General features: G+C 63.3%; 19 protein-coding genes. 7 read left to right on the top strand and 12 right to left on the bottom strand.

From position 1 onward, the window contains the following. Positions 1 to 15 precede the first annotated feature (15 nt). Positions 16 to 144 (bottom strand): hypothetical protein, encoded by a 129-nt coding sequence (locus AKL29_RS46275; protein WP_283087423.1) that lies wholly within the window; start codon positions 142 to 144, stop codon positions 16 to 18. Between the two features lie 118 nt (positions 145 to 262). Between AKL29_RS46275 and AKL29_RS12440 the strand changes: the two genes are divergently transcribed. Next, a complete protein-coding gene (locus tag AKL29_RS12440; RefSeq protein WP_028332092.1) occupies positions 263 to 1,300 on the top strand; it encodes an aspartate-semialdehyde dehydrogenase in 1,038 nt (345 codons plus the stop codon). A 368-nt stretch (positions 1,301 to 1,668) separates the two neighbouring features. Here AKL29_RS12440 and queA read toward each other — a convergent pair whose 3' ends face one another. The 5 genes from queA to coaD form a co-directional block, all read right to left on the bottom strand. Then, positions 1,669 to 2,745, bottom strand: coding sequence for a tRNA preQ1(34) S-adenosylmethionine ribosyltransferase-isomerase QueA (queA, locus tag AKL29_RS12435; protein ID WP_050384393.1), 1,077 nt, complete (start codon positions 2,743 to 2,745; stop codon positions 1,669 to 1,671). Between the two features lie 125 nt (positions 2,746 to 2,870). Beyond that, positions 2,871 to 3,335 carry a peptidylprolyl isomerase gene (locus AKL29_RS12430; RefSeq protein ID WP_028332094.1) on the bottom strand — a complete coding sequence of 155 codons (465 nt, stop codon included), beginning with the start codon at positions 3,333 to 3,335 and terminating at the stop codon, positions 2,871 to 2,873. Further along, the gene (locus AKL29_RS12425) at positions 3,311 to 3,748 is read right to left on the bottom strand and encodes a hypothetical protein (RefSeq protein ID WP_050384362.1); all 438 of its coding nucleotides are present in this window, start codon (positions 3,746 to 3,748) and stop codon (positions 3,311 to 3,313) included. Before AKL29_RS12425 ends, AKL29_RS12430 begins: the two co-directional genes overlap by 25 nt. A gap of 5 nt (positions 3,749 to 3,753) precedes the next feature. Next, on the bottom strand, positions 3,754 to 4,317 hold the full coding sequence (locus AKL29_RS12420) for a peptidylprolyl isomerase (protein WP_028332096.1): 564 nt from the start codon (positions 4,315 to 4,317) through the stop codon (positions 3,754 to 3,756). A gap of 45 nt (positions 4,318 to 4,362) precedes the next feature. Beyond that, positions 4,363 to 4,860: a pantetheine-phosphate adenylyltransferase gene (gene coaD, locus AKL29_RS12415; protein ID WP_028332097.1), complete on the bottom strand. Its 498-nt coding sequence runs from the start codon at positions 4,858 to 4,860 to the stop codon at positions 4,363 to 4,365. A gap of 267 nt (positions 4,861 to 5,127) precedes the next feature. On the opposite strand from coaD, the gene AKL29_RS12410 reads away from it, so the two are divergent. Continuing rightward, the gene (locus AKL29_RS12410) at positions 5,128 to 5,385 is read left to right on the top strand and encodes a hypothetical protein (RefSeq protein WP_028332098.1); all 258 of its coding nucleotides are present in this window, start codon (positions 5,128 to 5,130) and stop codon (positions 5,383 to 5,385) included. A gap of 166 nt (positions 5,386 to 5,551) precedes the next feature. Further along, the gene (locus tag AKL29_RS12405; protein WP_050384392.1) at positions 5,552 to 7,450 is read left to right on the top strand and encodes a potassium transporter Kup; all 1,899 of its coding nucleotides are present in this window, start codon (positions 5,552 to 5,554) and stop codon (positions 7,448 to 7,450) included. A gap of 115 nt (positions 7,451 to 7,565) precedes the next feature. Here AKL29_RS12405 and AKL29_RS12400 read toward each other — a convergent pair whose 3' ends face one another. The 4 genes from AKL29_RS12400 to AKL29_RS12385 all read right to left on the bottom strand — a co-directional run bounded on the left by AKL29_RS12400 (position 7,566) and on the right by AKL29_RS12385 (position 13,606). Next, the gene (locus AKL29_RS12400; protein ID WP_050384361.1) at positions 7,566 to 9,341 is read right to left on the bottom strand and encodes an adenylate/guanylate cyclase domain-containing protein; all 1,776 of its coding nucleotides are present in this window, start codon (positions 9,339 to 9,341) and stop codon (positions 7,566 to 7,568) included. A 169-nt stretch (positions 9,342 to 9,510) separates the two neighbouring features. Then, positions 9,511 to 12,237 carry a DNA gyrase subunit A gene (gyrA, locus tag AKL29_RS12395; RefSeq protein ID WP_050384360.1) on the bottom strand — a complete coding sequence of 909 codons (2,727 nt, stop codon included), beginning with the start codon at positions 12,235 to 12,237 and terminating at the stop codon, positions 9,511 to 9,513. 225 nt (positions 12,238 to 12,462) lie between these two features. Then, a complete protein-coding gene (locus AKL29_RS12390; protein ID WP_050384359.1) occupies positions 12,463 to 12,861 on the bottom strand; it encodes a DUF2306 domain-containing protein in 399 nt (132 codons plus the stop codon). 253 nt (positions 12,862 to 13,114) lie between these two features. Beyond that, positions 13,115 to 13,606, bottom strand: a complete 492-nt coding sequence (locus AKL29_RS12385) for a single-stranded DNA-binding protein (protein ID WP_028332103.1) — start codon at positions 13,604 to 13,606, stop codon at positions 13,115 to 13,117. Between the two features lie 448 nt (positions 13,607 to 14,054). Between AKL29_RS12385 and AKL29_RS12380 the strand changes: the two genes are divergently transcribed. The 4 genes from AKL29_RS12380 to AKL29_RS12365 all read left to right on the top strand — a co-directional run bounded on the left by AKL29_RS12380 (position 14,055) and on the right by AKL29_RS12365 (position 19,482). Further along, positions 14,055 to 14,801, top strand: a complete 747-nt coding sequence (locus AKL29_RS12380; RefSeq protein ID WP_050384358.1) for an outer membrane protein — start codon at positions 14,055 to 14,057, stop codon at positions 14,799 to 14,801. Positions 14,802 to 15,071: 270 nt separating this feature from the next. Beyond that, entirely contained in the window at positions 15,072 to 15,731 is a 660-nt protein-coding gene (locus AKL29_RS12375; protein ID WP_028332105.1) for an outer membrane protein, read from the top strand. A 271-nt stretch (positions 15,732 to 16,002) separates the two neighbouring features. Beyond that, positions 16,003 to 18,984, top strand: coding sequence for an excinuclease ABC subunit UvrA (gene uvrA / locus AKL29_RS12370; RefSeq protein WP_050384391.1), 2,982 nt, complete (start codon positions 16,003 to 16,005; stop codon positions 18,982 to 18,984). A gap of 57 nt (positions 18,985 to 19,041) precedes the next feature. Then, the gene (locus AKL29_RS12365; protein WP_050384357.1) at positions 19,042 to 19,482 is read left to right on the top strand and encodes a hypothetical protein; all 441 of its coding nucleotides are present in this window, start codon (positions 19,042 to 19,044) and stop codon (positions 19,480 to 19,482) included. Between the two features lie 122 nt (positions 19,483 to 19,604). Here the strand turns inward: AKL29_RS12365 and AKL29_RS12360 are convergent, their stop codons facing one another. Then, positions 19,605 to 20,177: a hypothetical protein gene (locus tag AKL29_RS12360; protein ID WP_050384356.1), complete on the bottom strand. Its 573-nt coding sequence runs from the start codon at positions 20,175 to 20,177 to the stop codon at positions 19,605 to 19,607. Positions 20,178 to 20,365: 188 nt separating this feature from the next. Beyond that, entirely contained in the window at positions 20,366 to 20,698 is a 333-nt protein-coding gene (locus tag AKL29_RS12355; protein ID WP_028332108.1) for a PRC-barrel domain-containing protein, read from the bottom strand. Positions 20,699 to 20,898: the final 200 nt, after the last annotated feature.

Genomic DNA, 20,898 nt, shown 5'->3' with positions numbered 1-20,898 from the left:
AGCTTCGGTTCTGATTCAATCAGAACCGAAAATGCTCCAGGCGGGCATCGCCAAGTTTTCGCCCAAAAGCCGTTGACGGACGCCGATCTGTCCCGCATAAGTCCGAGCCATGATCACCGCGACCAAACGCACCAGCAAAACCACCAAGCCCTCCGGGGCCTCGGGAGGCGTGCGCGCGTAGTCGGTCGAACCGCATCATCTCTGCCCGAAGCCCCGCCTGATGAAGGTCCGGGGCTTTTTTGTTGCCTGAAATACAACTCGAATGGAGGACAAAGTGAGTAACGATCCCGTCGTCGCAATTGTCGGCGTCACCGGCGCCGTCGGCGCCGAATTCATCGCCACCATGGACAAGCGCGGCTTCCGCGTCGGCAAGCTGAAGGCGCTGGCGAGCGCCCGCTCGGCCGGCAAGACCGTCAGCTTCCGCGGCAAGCCGGTCGTGATCGAGGAACTGACCGAGCGCGCCTTCGAGGGCGTCGACATCGCGCTGTTCTCGGCCGGCAGCGGCATCTCCAGGAAGTTCGCGCCGCTTGCGGTGAAGTCCGGCGCCGTCGTGGTCGACAATTCCTCGGCGTTCCGGATGGATCCGAACGTTCCGCTGGTGATCCCCGAGATCAACGCCAACCGCATCCGCGACCACAAGGGCATCATCGCCAACCCGAACTGCGCCGCCATCACCGCCCTGGTGCCGCTGTGGCCGATCCATCAGAAGAACCGCATCAAGCGCGTGATCATCTCGACCTACCAGGCCGCGAGCGGCGCCGGCGCAGCCGCGATGGAGGAGCTCGTCGAGTCCACCCGCGCCAATCTCAACGGACAGGTCTACACCCCGAAGGTGATGCCGCACCCCTACGCCTTCAACCTGTTCAACCACAACACCGCTGTTGATCCGGAGACCGGCTACAACGACGAGGAGACCAAGGTCATCAAGGAGACCCACAAGATCTTCGAGGACGAGAAGATCGCGGTCGGCGTTACCTGCGTGCGGGTGCCGGTGCTGCGCGCGCATTGCGAGGCGATCACCTTCGAATGCGAGAAGCCGATCACCGAGGACCAGGTGCGCGCGATCATGGCGCAGGCGCCGGGCGTCAAGGTCGTCGACGATCGCGCCAAGAACTACTTCCCGATGCCGATCGACGCCTCCGGCCAGGACGACGTGCTGGTCGGCCGCATCCGCAAGGACCTCAGCGACCCCAGCGGCCACTCGATCTCGATGTTCGTCGCGGCCGATCAGCTGCTCAAGGGCGCCGCCCTCAACGCGGTGCAGATTGCCGAGTTGCTCCCTGAGCGTGCGATGGCGTGAATGTAAGGACCGTCATCCTGAGGGCCCGCGCAGCGGGCGTCTCGAAGGATGCATCGGCCCCGGTCGGGCCGTCGCCCTTCGAGGGCCGCTGAAGAAGCGGCCACCTCAGAGAATGTGAATATATGGCGGAGGAGCGGTGCCAAACATTCAACGTCGTCCCGGCGAAGGCCGGGACCCATAACCACCGAAGGCCATTGTTGCGCAGGGCTGGGGCCACAGCCTTCCTCAACAATTAAACCCTGTGGTTATGGGTCCCTGCTTTCGCAGGGACGACGTCGGACATGTTGTCCCGCCTTCAGTCCCGTCATCCTTCGAGGCTCGCTCCGCTCGCACCTCGGGGTGACGGCGACAAAGTTGAGCTCGCTTAACTACCTGCCTGCGCGAAACAGCAAGCACGCATCGCCGTACGAATAGAACCGGTAGCCGTTCCTGATCGCATGGGCGTAGGCGCCTTGCATCGTCTCGAGGCCGGAGAAGGCCGAGACCAACATGAACAGCGTCGAGCGCGGCAGATGGAAGTTGGTCAGCAAAATATCGACCGCGCGGAAGCGGTAGCCCGGCGTGATGAAGATCGAAGTTTCCGCCGCAAACGGCTGGATGGTGCCGTCGGCATTGGCGGCGCTTTCCAGCAGCCGCAGCGACGTGGTGCCGATCGCGACGATCCGGCCGCCCTTTGCGCGCGCGGCATTCAAGGCGGAAGCAGTCTCGGCGGTGACGCAGCCCCATTCGGCATGCATCTTGTGCTCCGAGGTCTCCTCGGTCTTCACCGGCAGGAACGTCCCTGCCCCGACATGCAGCGTCAGGCGGTGCAACTCGACGCCGCGGCTCCTCAGCGCGGCCTCCAGCGCCGGCGTGAAATGCAGCCCCGCCGTGGGCGCGGCGACCGCGCCCTCATTGGCGGCGAACATGGTCTGGTAGTCGCTGACGTCCTTCTCGTCAGGCGTGCGCTTGGAGGCGATGTAGGGCGGCAGCGGCGTGGCGCCGACATCGGCGATCGCCTGGTCGAGCACCGGACCATGGAACGAGAATGACAGCGTCACCTCGCCCTCCTGCCCCTTCGCCTCGACCTCTGCATCGAGATTGCCGAGCAGGCAGACCCTGCCCTCATTGCCGAAGCGGATGGTGTCGCCGGGGCTGAGCTTCTTCGCCGGCTTCACCAGCGCCTGCCAGCGCGAGCCGTCGAGCCGCTTGATCAAGGTCGCCTCGATCTTCGGCTCGGTGTCGCGCCCGATCCGGCGGCCCTTGAGCTGCGCCGCGATCACCTTGGTGTCGTTGACGACGATCTGATCGCCCGGCTCCAGCCACTGCGGCAGGTCGGCGATCGAGGCGTCGCGCAGCACGCCTTCCGGATGCACCACCAGCATCCGCGCGGCATCGCGCGGGCTCGCGGGGCGAAGCGCGATGCTTTCCGGGGGTAGTTCGAAGTCGAAGAGGTCGGTGCGCATCTTACTCAGCAACGTCGTTCCGGGGCGATGCGACAGCATCGAACCCGGAACCTCGAGATTCCACAATGCGCAATTGCGCATTGGGGTTCACGCTTCGCGTGCCCCGGAATGACGGAGTGTTTGACTTACGTCGCGTCGACGGCCATGCGCGCCTTGACGATCTTGTCCGGATCCTTCACCGGCTCGCCGCGCTTGATCTTGTCGACATTCTCCATGCCCTCGGTGACCTTGCCCCAGACGGTGTACTGGCCGTTGAGGAACGAGGCGTCGTCGAAGCAGATGAAGAACTGGCTGTCGCCGGAATCCGGATTGGCGGCGCGGGCCATCGAGGCGGTGCCGCGGACATGCGGCTCCTTGTTGAATTCGGCCTTCAGCTTCTTGCCGGAGCCGCCCATGCCGGTGCCCTGCGGGCAGCCGGTCTGCGCCATGAAGCCGTCGATCACGCGATGGAACACGATGCCGTCGTAGAAGCCCTCGCGCACCAGCTCCTTGATCCGCGCGACGTGGCCGGGCGCGAGATCCGGGCGCATCTCGATCGTGACCGGGCCCTGCGTGGTTTCGAGGATCAGAGTATTTTCGGTAGCAGCCATGCTCGCTTCTCCTGGCTTCGGGGTGGATACTGCTTATTCCTGAACGGGATTGCGAATGGACGGCCGGCGACCGCGCCGCCCAGGCTCTCGGTAAATGGCAACGGCGTGCAGCGTTGCAACGTCTCCATCACCGCGATCCGGTACGCAATCCGGTCGTTGTCGGTCGCCTCCTGCGATTCATAGCTGATCCTGGGATGTCCGAGGATTGCGCCCTCGCGGTTGAAGCTGACAATGACGGTGATGTCGATCGGGCCGGCCTTCTCCGCCGGCGGCGGCCGCCAGCAGCGGTGGATGGCAAGAACAACGTCCTTGATCGTATTGAGTTGCTCCGGCTCGGCCTGCACCGGTACGGCCAGCGTCAGGCAAACCAGCGGCGCGGCGAACCAGGCGAGTGGTTTGCAGCGCGCCGCCATGCGGATCACTTGATGTCGGATGCGACCTGCACCTTCACCATCTTGTCGGGATCGGTGACGGCTCCGCCAGGAGAGCCCGCAGACGCCTTCTTCAGCTTGTCGACCACGTCCATGCCCTGCACCACCTCGCCGATCACGGTGTACTGGCCGTTCAGGCTCGGTCCGTCGGCGAACATGATGAAGAACTGCGAATTGGCGCTGTCGACGCTGTCGCCGCGCCGGGCCATGCCGACGATGCCGCGCTTGAACGGGACCTGGGAGAATTCCTGCTTCAGGTTCGGATATTTCGAGCCGCCGGTGCCGTTGAAGTTCTGGCCGTCGCCGGTCTGCGCCATGAAGCCGTCCATCACGCGATGGAACGGCACGTTGTTGTAGAAGCCCTCGCGCGCCAGCTGCTTGATGCGCTCGGCATGCTTGGGCGCGATGTCGGTGCGCAGCTTGATGACGATGCGGCCCTTGGTGGTGTCGATCACGATCGCATCGGCCTTGTCGAGATTGGCCGGCAGCGGCTGCGCGACCGCGGGCACGACGCAGAGCAGCGCGGCAACGAATGCAAGAATGCGGATCATGGCAACTCCGGAGCTTTAACGTTGAGGTGTGGCAGGCCGCCGGGATCAGCCGGCGAACTTGGCCTTCAGGCTAGCTGCGACCGATGACGGCACGAATGCAGAGAAGTCGCCGCCCATCTGGGCGATTTGGCGCACCAGTGTGGCGGTGATCGGGCGGACCGCAACCGACGCCGGAACGAATACGGTATGCACCTCGGGCGCCATGGCCTCGTTCATGCCGGCAAGCTGCATCTCGTAATCGAGATCGGTGCCGTCGCGCAGGCCGCGAATCATCAGCGTGGCCTTGGCCGCGCGCGCCGCTGCGACCGTGAGATTGTCATAGGTTGCGCTTTCGAAGGCGCAGCCCGCCTGCTGGGCGATGGGGTCGAACACCTCATGGACCATGGCCAGCCGTTCCTCGATGGAAAACAGCGGCTTCTTGCCGGGATGGACGCCAATGGCGACGATCAGGCGGTCGCAGAGGAAGACGGCCTGTTTCACCACGTCCAGATGGCCGTTGGTGACGGGATCGAAGGAGCCGGGATAGATCGCGATACGGGACATGGTCCCTCCTAACCCGCCCGGCTCTCCCCGGCAAGCCGCCCGGGTTCCATCGCCCGCTCGAAACAAATTTCCAGTCGTCCAGTGAACGAGTCCTGGGATGCCAGCGTCTACGAGGGTGAATGTTTCGTCGGCCGTTGGCGGACGAAACAGAAGCGGTCCGCGACGAAACCATTTCGCGGGGCGGCGAAGACACCAGGAAACTTGCGGCCGGTAGACATTGGACAACGAAACGACGGGCCTGGGCGGCCCGATCAACTGGGGACCGTCATGATCAAGGCACTTTCCGCCATCGCTGTTGCCGCGTTCATTGCCGCTGCGCTCACCGTGCTGCCGGGCTTTGCGCCGCAGGTCGAAGCCTCCACGCCGCAGCCGCTGGCCAAGAGCGACCGTCTCGACGTCCACCCGGTCGGCAAGGACTGCTCGCAGCAAGCCTGGCCGAACTTCGAGGCCTCGTGCCTGCGCAGCGCCGGCAACAAGACGGCGGTTCGCGAAGCCCGCCTGGTTACCGCCGACCGTACCCCGTAGCCCGCATTCAATCGAACTCCCTCGTCAGCCTGGCGTAAGGTCAGGCCGTCACACAAAACCCAATGGTAATTTGCGACGTCCCGTCGCAGACTATCGTCTAAGGCGCCCGGCCGGATGATCCGGCGGGCGCAGCCATCGGGGGATTGCCGTGACGAGTACGCCCGCCATCGTTTCTTCTGGCCACCCCCCGTCCAGTCCGATCCCGGTTGCCGTCACGCTCGGTGCCCTCGGCGTCGTCTATGGCGACATCGGCACCAGCCCCCTCTACGCTCTGAAGGAAGCCGCCAAGGCCGCCACCCATGGCGGTCCCCTCACCGAGAGCGCGGTGCTCGGCGTGGTCTCGCTGATCCTGTGGGCGCTGATCCTCATCATCTCGATCAAATACGCGATGCTGATCCTGCGCGCGGACAACCGCGGCGAAGGCGGCATCGTCGCGCTCTTGGCGCTGCTCTCGGCGCGCAACGCGGCGCCCGGCACCTGGCGCGCCCATCTTCTGGTGGTCGGCCTGATCGGCGCCGCCCTGCTCTACGGCGACGGCGCCATCACGCCGGCCATTTCGGTGCTGTCGGCAATCGAGGGCCTCAAGGTCGACGCGCCCTCGCTGACCCCTGCGGTGGTGCCGATCACCGTCGTGATCCTGATCGGCCTGTTCATGATGCAGAAGCAGGGCACCGGCTTCATCGGGAGGATCTTCGGCCCGGTGATGCTGTTCTGGTTCGCCGTGCTGGCAGCCCTCGGCATTCACGGCATCGTCAAGGCGCCCGGCGTGCTGGTTGCGCTGAGCCCGCTCTATGCATTCGATTTCCTGATCCATCAGGATTTTCACGTCAGCTTCGCCATCCTTGGCGCCGCCTTCCTCGCGGTGACCGGCGGTGAGGCGATGTATGCCGACATGGGGCATTTCGGCCGCTTTCCGATCCGGCTCGCCTGGTTCGCTGTCTGCCTGCCCGCCTTGGTGCTGAACTATTTCGGCCAGGCCGCGCTGTTGATCACCGACCCGACCGCGATCGAAAACCCGTTCTTCCAGCTCTCGCCGGACTGGTCGCATTACCCGCTCGTGCTGCTCGCGACCATCGCCACCGTGATTGCTTCGCAGGCCATCATCTCGGGTGTGTTCTCGCTGACCCAGCAATCGATCCAGCTCGGCTTCCTGCCGCGCATGCACATCGAGCACACCACGAGCGATGCGATCGGGCAGATCTACGTGCCGCTGGTGAACTGGATGCTCGCCGCCGGCACACTCGGCGCGGTGCTCGCCTTCGGCAGCTCCGACGCGCTCGCTGGCGCCTACGGCATCGCAGTGTCGCTGTTGATGGCGATCACCACGCTGCTTGCAGCGCTGGTCGCGATCCAGTGGGGCTATTCGCCGATCATCGTGATCGCCGTGAACGGCTTTTTCTTCGTCATCGACGCGATCTTCTTTGCGGCGAACTCGACCAAGCTGTTCGAAGGCGGCTGGTTCCCGCTGCTGCTTGCGGCGGCCGTTGCGTTCCTGATGCTGACTTGGCGCGGCGGCGTGAAACTGGTCGAGACGGCGCGCAGCAAGCTGCGTCAGCCGGAAGAAGATCTGATCGAGACCGCGGTCAACAAGTGCCACAGCAGGCTGCCGGGCACCGCCATATTCCTCGCCTCCGCCCCCAACGGCGTGCCGCTCGCCTTGACCCAGTTCGTCAAGCACAACCACGTGCTGCACCAGCGCGTGCTGCTGGTCACCGTCCAGATCGAGGAATCCCCGCGCATCTCGGACGAGGATCGCGTTGTGGTTCACGACGTCACCCCGGGCATCATCCGGGTCATCCTGCGTTACGGCTTCATGCAATATCCGACCGTGTACGAAGGGCTGAAACTCGCCTGCCGTCAGGGCAAATTGCCCGGTCTGCGTCTGACCGATGTGACCTACTACATCGGTCGCGAGACCATCATTCCGCGGGAAGACATTCCGGGCATGTGGGTGTGGCGGGAATCGCTATTCGCGTTCCTGCAGCGCAACGCCGAACGGTCGGCGGCGTTCTTCGGCGTGCCGACCGGACAGGTCGTGGAGTTCGGGACGGAGATCGAGATTTAATCTCGTCGCCTGCGTAGCCCGGATGAAGCGAAGCGCAATCCGGGACAATGGAAACCGCACCGCAAGCCACCGGATTTGGTTCGCTGGCCACCTCGTCGGCGCCCGCAGGCACAATTCATTCGGGCAATCCCGCCTTCTGAAGCCCCTCGATCAACAGCTGCGCGTTTGGGTACCCGCCCCTGGCGATCATTGCGGATATTGTAAAGGCGGGATCGAGCTGAAGCAGGAGCGCCGCCGCCTCACGCGCCTCCGCGTCGCGTCCGAGATGGGCGAACGCGGACGCGAGACAACGGTAAGCCAGCGAATAGGAGGCATTCTGGCGCCGGCATTTGTTCGCTGCGGCAATGGCCTCGTCAAAGCGGCGAAGCTCGATGAAGGCCATCCCCATCCCAACAAACGTGATGGGTAGCCGCGGGTCTAACGGGCTCAGGCGGATGGCGCGTTCAAAACTCCGGACCGCTTCATCCGGAAGCCCGGCAACTCGATAGACACTGCCTCTGGCTGTCCATGCGCGATATGAATTCGGATTGAGAGCGACCGCCCGGTCGGCCAATTCGATCTCACTCTCACAATCGCCGACCATGTACGCCGAGGTGAGGGAAACCCAGGCTAATGTTTCCGCATCCCCATCGTCGATGCTCAATGCCAGGCGAAGCAGCCGAACCGCTTCCTTGCGGTCAAATTGAGGATCGACGGCATGCCCCCAAAGGATGTTCTGCATGTGCGCGAGACCTGCCAGAGCGGCGACAAAGCCGAACCGGGGGTCAAGCTCCAAAGCACGATGCGCCAGCCTGATCGCCTCGGCCAACCCGTCGGCGGTCATCAGGTAATGCTGCTGCATGGCGCGGAGATAGAAATCATAGGCGGTGAGGTTCTCCGGTCGCCGTGCCGACAGGCCGATTTCGATCTGCAGCAATTTTGGTTGAATGGCCGAAACGACGGCGACGGTCACCTCGTCCTGGAGGGCGAATATATCCGTCAGGTCGCGCTCGAACCTGTCTGCCCAGATGTGCGTTCCGGTCACCGCATCGATCAACTGCCCGGTGATGCGAACCTTCCCCGCGGCCTTGCGCACAGACCCCTCAAGGACATAGCGGACGCCAAGCCTGCGGCCGACCTCCTTGATATCGACCGCCCGGCCCTTGAAGGTAAAACTCGAATTTCGGGCGATCACGAACAGCCATTTGAAGCGCGACAGCGCGGTGATGATCTCCTCGACCATTCCGTCCGCGAAGTATTCCTGCTCGGGGTCGCCGCTCATATTCTCGAACGGCAGCACGGCGATCGACGGCTTGTCGGGGAGCGCCAGAGCTTGCGCGCTGTCGACCGGCGGCTCGATCGGCGCGCCCGCGGGATGGCCCGCATTTACCCTCAATCGCCACGCGCGCATCGGCTCAGCAATGTTCTTCAGGTTCTGCGAGCCCATGTCCTCGAACACGGCATCGACCTTGCCGCGGATTTGACGTTGCGCATCGTCCGAGATGCAGATTCCGCCGGGCTCCGCGATCCCTTCAAGGCGGGCGGCGATATTGACGCCGTCTCCAAAGATATCGTTTTCATCGACGATGATGTCGCCGACGTGGATACCAATGCGGAATTCGATCCGCTTGAGTTGCGGCACCGTGGCATTTTGCTCGGCCATTCCGCGCTGGACCTCAATCGCGCAACGCACCGCATCCACGACACTGCCGAACTCGGCGAGCACGCCGTCGCCCGTGTGCTTGACGACCTTGCCACGGTGTTCGCTGATCTTGGGATCAGCGAGTCCACGCAGACGCTCCCTGAGCCGGACGTGTGTCCCTTCCTCGTCCAGGCCGGTCAGCCGACTATATCCGGCCACGTCAGCCGCGAGGATCGCTGCAAGCCGCCGTTCAACGCGATGATCGGTCAAAACGGCCTCCCGAGATCGGTAGATCCGCCGGACCCCATCAAAGCATAGGGCGTTGCCCTTGGGCTAGGGGCGTGAGGCAGGCCGCCGGATTCCCGGAGCCTGTCAACGGGCGCGCATGTTGCGCGTCCGTTGGCGGCATTCGGGCTGGGGGTTCTCGGAAACGGCGGCGCTAGCCGCCGTTGCCGTTCTCGCCGTTTTCCTCTTCCGGAATGTGCTCGACCGAGACCACGTGCTCGTCCTCGGCGGTGTCGAACACGATCACGCCCTGGGTCGAGCGGCCGGCGACGCGGATGTCGGCGACCGGGCAGCGGATCAGCTGGCCCTTGTCGGTGACCAGCATGATCTGGTCGGCGTCCTCGACCGGGAACGACGCCACCAGGTTGCCGTTGCGGTTGTTGACGCTCATCGCGACGATGCCTTTGCCGCCGCGGCCGGTGGTGCGGTACTCGTAGGACGAGGTCCGCTTGCCATAGCCGTTGACGGAGACGGTCAGCACCACCTGCTCTGCCGCCGACAGTTCGGCATAGCGCTCCTGCGACAACTGGATCGCATTCGCGGTCTCCTCGCCCTCGGCCTCGACCGGCTCCTCGGTCGTGGCCTCGCCGGCCACCGCGCGGCGCATCTTCAGGTACGCCGAGCGCTCATCCGAGGTGGTCTCGACATGGCGAAGGATCGCCAGCGAGATCAGCTTGTCGGCCTCGGCCAGCGCAATGCCGCGCACGCCCATCGACGTGCGGCCAGTGAAGACGCGCACATCGGTGACGGGGAAACGGATGCACTGTCCGCCGGCGGCGGTCAGCAGCACGTCGTCATGCTCGGTGCAGATCTGGACGTCGACGATCGCCTCGCCTTCCCCGAGCTTCATGGCGATGATGCCGGAGCGGCGCACGTCGACGAAGTCGGACAGCTTGTTGCGGCGAACCGTGCCGCCGGTCGTCGCGAACATCACGTCGAGATTGGCCCAGGAGGATTCATCCTCCGGCAGCGGCATGATCGTGGTGATGCGCTCGCCCTGCTCCAGCGGCAGGATGTTGATCAGCGCCTTGCCGCGCGCGTTCGGCGCGGCCATCGGCAGCCGCCAGACCTTCTCCTTGTAGACCTGGCCGCGCGACGAGAAGAACAGCACCGGTGTGTGGGTCGAGGCCACGAACAGGCGTGAGACGAAATCCTCGTCACGGGTCTGCATGCCGGCGCGGCCCTTGCCGCCGCGGCGCTGCGCCCGGTAGGTCGACAGCGGCACGCGCTTGACGTAGCCCGCATGCGACACGGTGACGACCATGTCCTCGCGCTGGATCAGGTCCTCGTCCTCGACCTCGCCCTCCTGCTCGATGATCACGGTCTTGCGCGGGGTGGCGAACTGCTGCTTCACCTCGGCCAGTTCGGTCTTGACGATGCCCTGCACACGGGCGCGCGAGCGCAGGATGTCGAGATAGTCGGCGATCTCGGCCGCGAGCTTGTCGAGCTCTTCGGAAATCTCGTCGCGCCCCAACGCGGTCAAGCGCTGTAGGCGAAGGTCGAGGATGGCCCTGGCCTGCTCCATCGACAGCCGCAGCGTGCCGTCCTCGTTGATGCGATGCCGGGGATCGTCGATCAGCGTGATCATCGCCTCGACGTCGCGTGCCGGCCAGTCGCGCGACATCAGGGCCTCGCGCGCGGTATTCGGATCCGGCGAGGTCCGGATGACGCGGATGATCTCGTCGATGTTGGCGACCGCGATCGCAAGGCCGACCAGGATGTGGGCGCGGTCGCGCGCCTTGCCGAGCAGGAACTTGGTCCGCCGGGTCACCACCTGCTCGCGGAACGCGACGAAGATGGTGAGCAGGTCCTTCAGATTCATCGTCTGCGGACGGCCGGAATCCAGCGCCAGCATGTTGGCCGGGAAATTCGTCTGCAACGGCGTGAATCGGTAGAGCTGGTTCAGCACCACGTCGGGCACCGCTTCGCGCTTCAGCTCGATGACGACGCGATAGCCGTCGCGATCGGACTCGTCGCGCAGGTCGCCGATGCCCTCGATCTTCTTCTCTTTGACGAGATCGGCGATGCGCTCGACCATCGTCGCCTTGTTCACCTGATAGGGAATTTCGGTGATGACGATCGCTTCGCGATCCTTCCTGATCGTGTCGATCGTCACCTTGCCGCGCATCACGATCGAGCCGCGGCCGAGATGGTAGGCGCTGCGAATGCCCTGGCGGCCCAGGATGACGCCGCCGGTCGGGAAGTCCGGTCCGGGAATGATGTCGATCAGTTCGTCGATCGTGAGCGCCGGATTGTCGATCAGCGCCACGCAGGCATCGACCACCTCGCCGAGATTATGCGGCGGGATGTTGGTCGCCATGCCGACGGCGATGCCGCCGGCGCCATTGACCAAGAGGTTCGGGAACCGGGCCGGCAGAACCGACGGCTCCTTCTCCGAATTGTCGTAGTTCGGCTGGAAATCGACAGTTTCCATGTCGATGTCGGCCAGAACGGCAAGCGCCGCCCGGGTCAGCCGCGCTTCCGTATATCGATAGGCGGCCGGCGGATCGCCGTCGACCGAACCGAAATTGCCCTGGCCGTCGATCAGCGGCACGCGCAGGGAGAAATCCTGCGCCATGCGGACCATCGCGTCGTAAATCGACTGGTCGCCATGCGGGTGATATTTACCGATCACATCACCGACGACGCGCGCGGATTTCACGTATTTCTTGTCCGGCGTATGTCCCTGCTCATGCATCGAATAGAGGATGCGCCGGTGCACCGGCTTGAGCCCGTCGCGCGCATCGGGCAGCGCACGCGACACGATCACGCTCATCGCGTAATCGAGGTAGGACTTCTTCATCTCGTCGAGAATGGAAACGGGACGAATATCTGAGGGTCCCGGCGGCTCGCCGGGCTTGTGGTCGTCGTTATCGGACAATGGGGAAATCCGGTCGGTTCTACTGGGGAATCATATAGCCCATCAGGGGCCTGATAACCACCCTTGCGCGGCTCCGGCAAGCCGTTTTTCCGTTCGTTTTTTCATGCACTTACGGGTGGAGCGCCGAGGTTCCGGCTGCTTGGTCGCGAAGCGCGTGGCGAAGGGCGAATAGCCCATGGAAAAATCCCCTATTCGCTATCCGCCATTCGCTACTCGCCTCTCCCGTCAGTGGCCGAAAACCACCGCGTGCATGATCCGCCCGGGCATGAAGGTGAACAGCCCCGCGACGAGCAGTGCGCCGAAGAAGATGCCGATCATCGTGAACCTGTGGCGGCGGACATTGTGGCTCCGTGCGGCCGTCACGCCGAGCGCCAACATGGCGAGCGAGAAGATCGACAGCAGGTGGATCGGGCTCCAGGGACCGACCAGCTGGATCTGATGGATCCAGAACGAGCTTCCGGCGACCACCAGCATCAGGATCACCCAGATCCAGCCGAGGGTCCGGTGCGGCATCGTGCCCTTGGGGGCGGCGAGCTGGATGGAGCCGAGCACGAAGGCGGCCATCGCGGCAAAGGCGTGGAGCGGGATCGCAGGCGCGGCGTCGAGCAATGGCGCGAGGCTCATGGTGGCGGCCCTCGAGTGAAGCTCGCGGCATTCCACTCGCCGCAGACCAATGTAAATATCATTCACATCGAGATGTGTCAAAGTCCCGTGGAACCGCAACGGTTCCCTGTCAATGCTCAAATGAGATCAGCCGAGTGCAAGGTTATCCTCATAACCCACACGAAGACAGCCCTACCCGCAATCAGGACGCCGCTCCGGAGAATGATCTTCACGGAACGGCGCCTGACGGAATCGACGGAAGCGCGACCGCTGCTCAGAACGGGATGTCGTCGTCCATGTCGCTGTTGCGGCTGCCGCCACCCGCGGCGACTGCACGGCGCGGTGCCGAACTGACCGGTCCGGCCGAGCCGAAATCGCTGCCGCCATCATCGGAGAAGCTGCTGCCTCCACCGCCACGCCCGTCGAGCATGGTGAGGTTGGAGTTGAAGCCCTGCAGCACGACTTCGGTCGAGTACTTCTCGACGCCGCTCTGGTCGGTCCATTTGCGGGTCTGCAGCTGACCCTCGATGTACACCTTGGCGCCCTTCTTCAGATACTGCTCGGCGACCTTGCAGAGGCCCTCGTTGAAGATCACGACGCGGTGCCACTCGGTCTTTTCCTTGCGCTCGCCGGTGCCCTTGTCGCGCCAGGTTTCCGAGGTAGCGATGGAAAGGTTTGCGATCGGACGGCCGTCCTGCGTCCGCCGGATTTCCGGATCCTTGCCGAGGTTGCCCACCAGGATCACCTTGTTCACGCTTCCTGCCATCGCATCATCTCCACTCAAAAACCGGGCGTCCGGACATCGGTCGCCACTCTCAACCTTCGCCACTTACATCGCAGGCGTCGTGGATGACCCTATACGCCGGTGCCGGCTCGCCGCCTTTGCCGTCGCGCCGGTTATCCACGATATTCGAGATATAGCATCGGATCCGGCGCCGTTCCAGTTTTGTTCGCCACAACCAACCGTAGAAGTGGCCAGTGCCGTCGGAGCGGCAGTCGATCTCGGCACCGGCCGACGCCCGGCAACAAAATTTAGAAAAACAATAAAGAAATCAGTATCTTGCCTTATCGGCACTTCCTCCGCGAGTGTTGCATTTGGGAGACTGCGTTTCCGGTTGAATCAGCGTATAGCTCCAACCGTGGCGCGGGCGCTCGCGTCTGGGATCGTGCTTCGGGACCGTTTGGAAGCCGATCGAGGAGTTGGGGGACTGATAATGAAGAAGTTTTTGCTGGGTACGGTTGCTCTGATTGCGTTTGCTGCGCCTGCAGCGGCCGCCGACCTCGCTGCGCGCCCCTACGCCAAGGCGCCGCCGCCGGTGGTTGCACCGATCTATGACTGGACCGGTTTCTACATCGGCGCCAACGGCGGCTGGGGCTCGAGCCACAATTGCTGGGACCAGCTCCCGGCCGGCATCTTCCTCGCCTCGGACGGTTGCCATGACGCAACCGGCGGCGTCGCCGGTGGCCAGATCGGCTATCGCTGGCAGGCCGGCACCTGGGTGTTCGGCCTTGAAGCGCAGGGCGACTGGGCTGACCTGAAGGGCAGCAACGGCAGCGCGATCTTCCCGGGCCTGTTCACCAACCAGTCCAAGATCGACGCATTCGGCCTGTTCACCGGCCAGATCGGTTACGCCATCAACAACGTGCTGCTCTACGCCAAGGGCGGCGCGGCGCTGACCGACAACCGCTTCAACACCTACTTCACCCCGACCGGCGTGCTGGTCGGCAGCGCCAGCGACACCCGCTGGGGCGGCACCGTCGGCGCCGGCATCGAAGTCGGCTTCGCGCCGAACTGGACCGCAGGCATCGAATACGACCACCTGTTCATGCAGGACAAGACCTACAACCTGATCGCCCCCAACGGCACGCTGAACAGCACCATCCGCGATCGCCAGGACGTCGACCTCGTCACCGTCCGCGTGAACTACAAGTGGGGTGGCCCGGTCGTCGCGCGCTACTGATCGCGCCAGGCCGATTTGATCCAGACGAAGGGCCGGCCTCGCGCCGGCCTTTTTGTTTGTGCTGGTTTGTGCGCCGGCTTTTTCGTTGCGTGTACACGCGCACCTCACCGGGGCCGTTTTCGGTGCGTTGTGGTTTCGTGGATACACACGTTCCGGCATTTCTCTGTAGAAGCACCAGCACGTCACGCGACACTGCTGTGACGCTCTCTTCAAAATCTTTGAAGGGACAACAAGAAAATGAGCAAGAAAAACGGGACTCGGACTTTGAAAATCAGGAATGTTTTGCTGGCCTCGGCCGGCATGTTTGCACTGAGCGCTTTTGCACCGGCGATGGCTGCCGACATGGCGGCACGCGCGCCTTACGTGAAGGCTCCGCCGCCGGCGGCGATCTACAACTGGACCGGCTTCTACGTCGGCGGCTTCGGCGGCTACGCCAGCGAGAACTCCGGCACCCCGAGCATGGAAGGCGGCTTCGGCGGCGGCACCATCGGCTACAACTGGCAGGCCGGCAACATCGTGTACGGCCTCGAGGTCGACGCTGCAGGCGCTGACATCGACGCATCGGTCTCGACGCTCGGCGTCACCGCCCGCAGCAAGATCGACTCGCTCGGCACCGTGCGCGGTCGCCTCGGCTTCGCCGTCGACAAGGTGCTGTTCTACGGCACCGGCGGCTACGCCTGGGCCAACAACGAGGTCAGCGTCACCGCGCTCGGCGTGACCGCCTCGCAGAGCAACTTCCACTCCGGCTGGACCGTCGGCGCCGGCGTCGAAGCGTTCATCGCGCCCCAGTGGTCGATCAAGGGCGAATACCTGTATCGCAGCCTCGACAGCGAGACCTATTTCGGCGTGCCGTCCGGTACGCTCGAGCTGCACAGCGCCCAGTTCGGCGTGAACTATCACTTCGGCGGCCCGATCGTCGCCAAGTACTAAGACAAGTATTGAGCGAATTGCTGACCGCCGTCGGCGGTCAGATCGCACCGAAAGGCCGGCCTCGCGCCGGCCTTTTTTGCGTCAGGGAACCGGCGCTGCTGACTGCTGCTGCCATCAGGCAAACTATCCGTTGATGGACGCTATTCAGCACTGGAAATTGTCGGCCGTTCTTCCTACGTTCCAGTCTTCACACCCCCATCGGCGCAAGGTCCCGGCAGCACCGGCGATGCGCGCCCAAAAGGCGCCCAAGCATGCGCCCGGAACTGTCGCAATGGATGAAGTGCTCAAGGCGAAGCGCCAACAGAACGCCGGCTCCTCATCGCGCGCCATCACAATCCGTGGCGCGCGCGAACACAATCTGAAGAACATCGACGTCGAGATTCCCCGCGACAAGCTCGTGGTGTTCACCGGCCTGTCCGGCTCCGGCAAATCCTCGCTCGCGTTCGACACCATCTATGCCGAGGGGCAGCGCCGCTACGTCGAGTCGCTGTCGGCCTATGCGCGCCAATTCCTCGAGATGATGCAGAAGCCTGATGTCGACCAGATCGACGGCCTGTCGCCGGCGATCTCGATCGAGCAGAAGACCACGTCGAAGAACCCGCGCTCGACCGTCGGCACGGTCACCGAGATCTACGACTACATGCGCCTGCTCTGGGCCCGCGTCGGTGTGCCCTATTCGCCGGCCACGGGGCTGCCGATCGAGAGCCAGATCGTCTCGCAGATGGTCGACCGCGTGCTGGCGCTCCCCGAGGGCACCCGTCTCTATCTGCTGGCGCCGGTCGTGCGCGGCCGCAAGGGCGAGTACAAGAAGGAGCTCGCCGAGTATCTCAAGAAGGGCTTTCAGCGCGTCAAGATCGACGGCACATTCTACGAACTGTCGGAGGCGCCCGCGCTCGACAAGAAATTCCCGCACGACATCGACGTCGTGGTCGACCGCATCGTTGTGCGTCCCGACCTTGCCCAGCGTCTCGCGGAGAGCTTTGAGACCGCGCTGAAGCTCGCCGAAGGCCTCGCCGTGATCGAGTATGCCGACGCACCGGCGGCGGCCGCGGGTGAAAAGGAAGACAAGAAGAAAACGGCAAAAATCCACGACAAGAGCGGTCCCGAGCGCATCCTGTTCTCGGAGAAGTTCGCCTGTCCGGTCTCCGGCTTCACGATCCCCGAGATCGAGCCGCGCCTGTTCTCGTTCAACAACCCCTATGGTGCGTGTCCGGCCTGCGGCGGCCTCGGCGTCGAGCAGCATATCGACGAGGACCTGGTCATCCCCGACAAGGAGCTGACCTTGCGCAAGGGCGCGATCGCGCCCTGGGCGAAATCGTCCTCGCCCTATTACATTCAGACCCTGACCGCGCTCGGCAAGCACTACAAGTTCACGCTCGACACCAAGTGGAAGGATCTCACCAAGAAGGTCCAGAACGCGCTGCTGCACGGCTCCGGCGACGACGAGATCAAGTTCTCCTATGAGGACGGCGTCCGCTCCTACGACACCAAGAAGCCGTTCGAGGGCGTCATCACCAACATCAACCGCCGCTACCGCGAGACCGAGAGCGAGTGGGCGCGCGAGGAGCTCGGCAAGTATTTCTCCGACGTGCCCTGCGCCGGCTGCAACGGCCATCGGCTGAAGCCCGAGGCGCTGTGCGTCAAGATCGGCGGCAAGCATATCGGCGAGATCTCGGAGCTCTCGGTGAAGCGCGCCGGCGAATGGTTCGAGACGGTGCCGGAAGCGCTCAATGCGCAGCAGAACGAGATCGCGACGCGCATCCTCAAGGAGATCCGCGAGCGCCTGACCTTCCTGCTCGACGTCGGCCTGAACTACCTGACGCTGTCGCGCTCCTCCGGCACGCTGTCCGGCGGCGAGAGCCAGCGCATCCGCCTCGCCTCGCAGATCGGCTCAGGCCTCACCGGCGTGCTCTACGTGCTGGACGAGCCGTCGATCGGCCTGCACCAGCGCGACAATGCCCGCCTGCTCGACACGCTCAAGAGACTGCGCGACCTCGGCAACACCGTGGTCGTGGTCGAGCATGACGAGGACGCGATCCGCCTCGCCGATTACGTGCTCGACATCGGCCCCGGCGCCGGCATGCATGGCGGCCACATCGTCGCCGAGGGCACGCCCGACCAGATCATGCGCAACCCGAAATCGCTGACCGGCAAATATCTGACCGGCGAGCTTTCGGTGCCGGTCCCCGACCGGCGGCCGCCGAACCACCGGCGCACCATCAAGGTCGTCAACGCCCGCGGCAATAACCTCAAGAACGTCTCGGCCGAGATTCCGCTCGGCCTGTTCACCTGCGTCACCGGCGTCTCGGGCGGCGGCAAGTCGACGCTGCTGATCGACACGCTGTACCGCGCCATCGCCCGCAAGCTGAACAATGCCAGCGAGGGCGCGGCGCCGCACGACCGCATCGAGGGCCTCGAGCACATCGACAAGATCATCGACATCGACCAGTCGCCGATCGGCCGCACCCCGCGCTCGAACCCCGCGACCTATACCGGCGCCTTCACGCCGATCCGCGAATGGTTCGCCGGCCTGCCCGAGGCCAAGGCGCGCGGCTACGAGCCCGGGCGCTTCTCCTTCAACGTCAAGGGCGGCCGTTGCGAGGCCTGCCAGGGCGACGGCGTCATCAAGATCGAGATGCACTTCCTGCCCGACGTCTACGTCACCTGCGACACCTGCAAGGGCAAGCGCTACAACCGCGAGACGCTGGAGGTGCTGTTCAAGGGCAAGAGCATCGCCGACGTGCTCGACATGACGGTCGAGGAAGCCGCCGAGTTCTTCAAGGCGGTGCCGCGCGTGCGCGAGACCTTCCAGACCCTGCACCGGGTCGGCCTCGACTACATCCATGTCGGCCAGCAGGCCACGACCTTGTCGGGCGGCGAAGCCCAGCGCGTCAAGCTGGCCAAGGAGCTGTCAAAGCGCGCCACCGGCCGCACGCTCTACATCCTGGACGAGCCGACCACCGGCCTGCACTTCCACGACGTCGCCAAGCTGCTCGAGGTGCTGCACGAGTTGGTCGCCCAGGGCAATACGGTCGTGGTGATCGAGCACAATCTCGAGGTCATCAAGACCGCCGACTGGGTGATCGACCTCGGTCCCGAAGGCGGCGACGGCGGCGGCGAGATCGTCGCCTGGGGCCCGCCCGAAGACATCGTCAAGGCGCCGAGGAGCTATACGGGCAAGTTTTTGGCACCGGTGCTGAAGAAGGCGAACAGCAAGCCAAGGAAGAGCTCGGCGAGCGAGGCGGCGGAGTAGACTTGCCAACCATGCTTTGGATTTAGTATTTCTGAGCTGACCGGGGGAGTCTGAAACATGTTTATTCGACTTGGCAGTCTCTTCGTAAACTCTCAGTACGTCGCTGAAATTCATTTGCGGTCGAAGCCCGCCGCAGAGCACAATGCGACACTAGTAATGCATGACGGCTCAAAACGTGAGGGCTTCGTTCTCGATAGCGAAATCGAATCTCTTACGGAAACAATCGTGCCCGCACCCGCCGGCTTTGAGGCGAACCGCGAGTACGAGCCGGACTTTGACGACGATGTTCCAGTGACGCTCGACTGGAGACCTGTGGTCGCGTTCGCCGTGCATTCAGGTGGCGCCGGGCTTGATCCGATTACTGCCGATGATGGTCGCCTAGTGAAATATGCACTCCGCTCGCCGGACGGAAAGGTGCGGACCTCCGCTGATGAATTTTTTGACTCGTCAGATGAATATCGAGCCTTCTTGCAAAAGAAGAAGGGAAAGGCTGCCTAACCGTGTAGGCGGAATGGCGTCCCTGCCTTCAGCTAAAGCTCATAAGGCGGATTGGCGACACGTGGTTTGCTTCCCGTGCGAGCACGCGGCTGATCCCACGGGCCAATCCATCCCATCTGATCCTAGCCTTTCGGTGTGAAAACAATATCAACCTGATCAATCGTCTCCGTGATTTCGATACCGGATTTTTCGATCATCAGTTTCCAAATTTCATTCGTGTCGTCGTAGGCTTGCATGATTTCGTCGTGCGTCATCATGGACTCCCAAGCCTGCTTCAGTTTAAACGCCTTGCGTACCTCGTCAATGCTAGCTCCCTCTACATCCTCATTCAGATCCTGCTCGAACGCCTTGCCGTGCGCGATGGTATCGCGGAACGTTTTCATCTTCCAAAGTGACACGAAAGGCCGCTTTGACCAGTCGAATTCAATTGACAGAACTTCGAAGACTCTCTCGACCTTACCTTTCCAACGCTGATAATGGTTCCATGGTTTCAAAATGCGATTGCCAAAGAAATTTACTTGCGCTTCGAACGTGAATGCGAGCATCAGCCCACACGACATATAGTCGAAACCAATTCCGTCACGATTTCCTTCTAAGAGTTTCTTTTCGATAGCTGACTTAGCATTGAATGCGCCTTGATCCAGCGTGTTGTGAATGTAAAGGCGCCGATGCCCCTGAAGATGGAACGTAGCCATGAATGCCCCACGTTAAACCTGATAGGCTCGAAATCTCCTGCGATAACTACCCGTTTCTTCGCTCAACATTGAGCAAGTAGCCCGGATGAGCGAAGCGATATCCGTGACTATCGACCGAACAAGTTGACGGCCCCCGCATATCGCTTCGCTCATGCGGGCTACGACAACAACACCCCCTCACCTCCGCACTACACCGCCCAATAGTTCGGGTGCGTATACGACTGCGAGCGGTCGCCCCAGTCGAATGCGTCACCGTCGAACTCAGACGGTCCGGCGCGCAAATCCTCCAGCGTGACCTCGGCTTCGAAGGCCTGCCGCACGGGATCGAAGTGCAGCGCGGTCCACTTGACGGGATAGTGGTGGTGGGTGCTCAACACGCCGCCGGTCCTGATGATGGCGTAGGCCACCGTTCCGCTCACCTTGTCGAGCATCAGCCGCTCGATCGACCCGAGCTTTGCGCCGTCGCGCCCGAAGACGCAGACGTGCTCGACCCGGTCACTGGGCACCAAGGTATGATGCATGGCATCCTCCCTGTGTTTTCTCGTATTGCCCGATAATATATGCCTGCCGCGCTGGTGAGCCAATGGGGCGCGGTTCGGCGACAGGCCGGAGGAGCGATTGGCTATCGCGCGGCGGCGGACGCTTGCACAATTTCGGAATAATAAAAACGTATCGCTGATTTGCCCGACGCGTCAAGTCGCTTTTCGAATGTCGGCGGCAG

The organism is Bradyrhizobium pachyrhizi (genome assembly GCF_001189245.1).
GTDB classification, from domain to species: domain Bacteria; phylum Pseudomonadota; class Alphaproteobacteria; order Rhizobiales; family Xanthobacteraceae; genus Bradyrhizobium; species Bradyrhizobium pachyrhizi.
The sequence above is the reverse complement of the archived record's forward strand: the minus strand, read 5'-3'. Positions and strand labels throughout refer to the sequence as shown.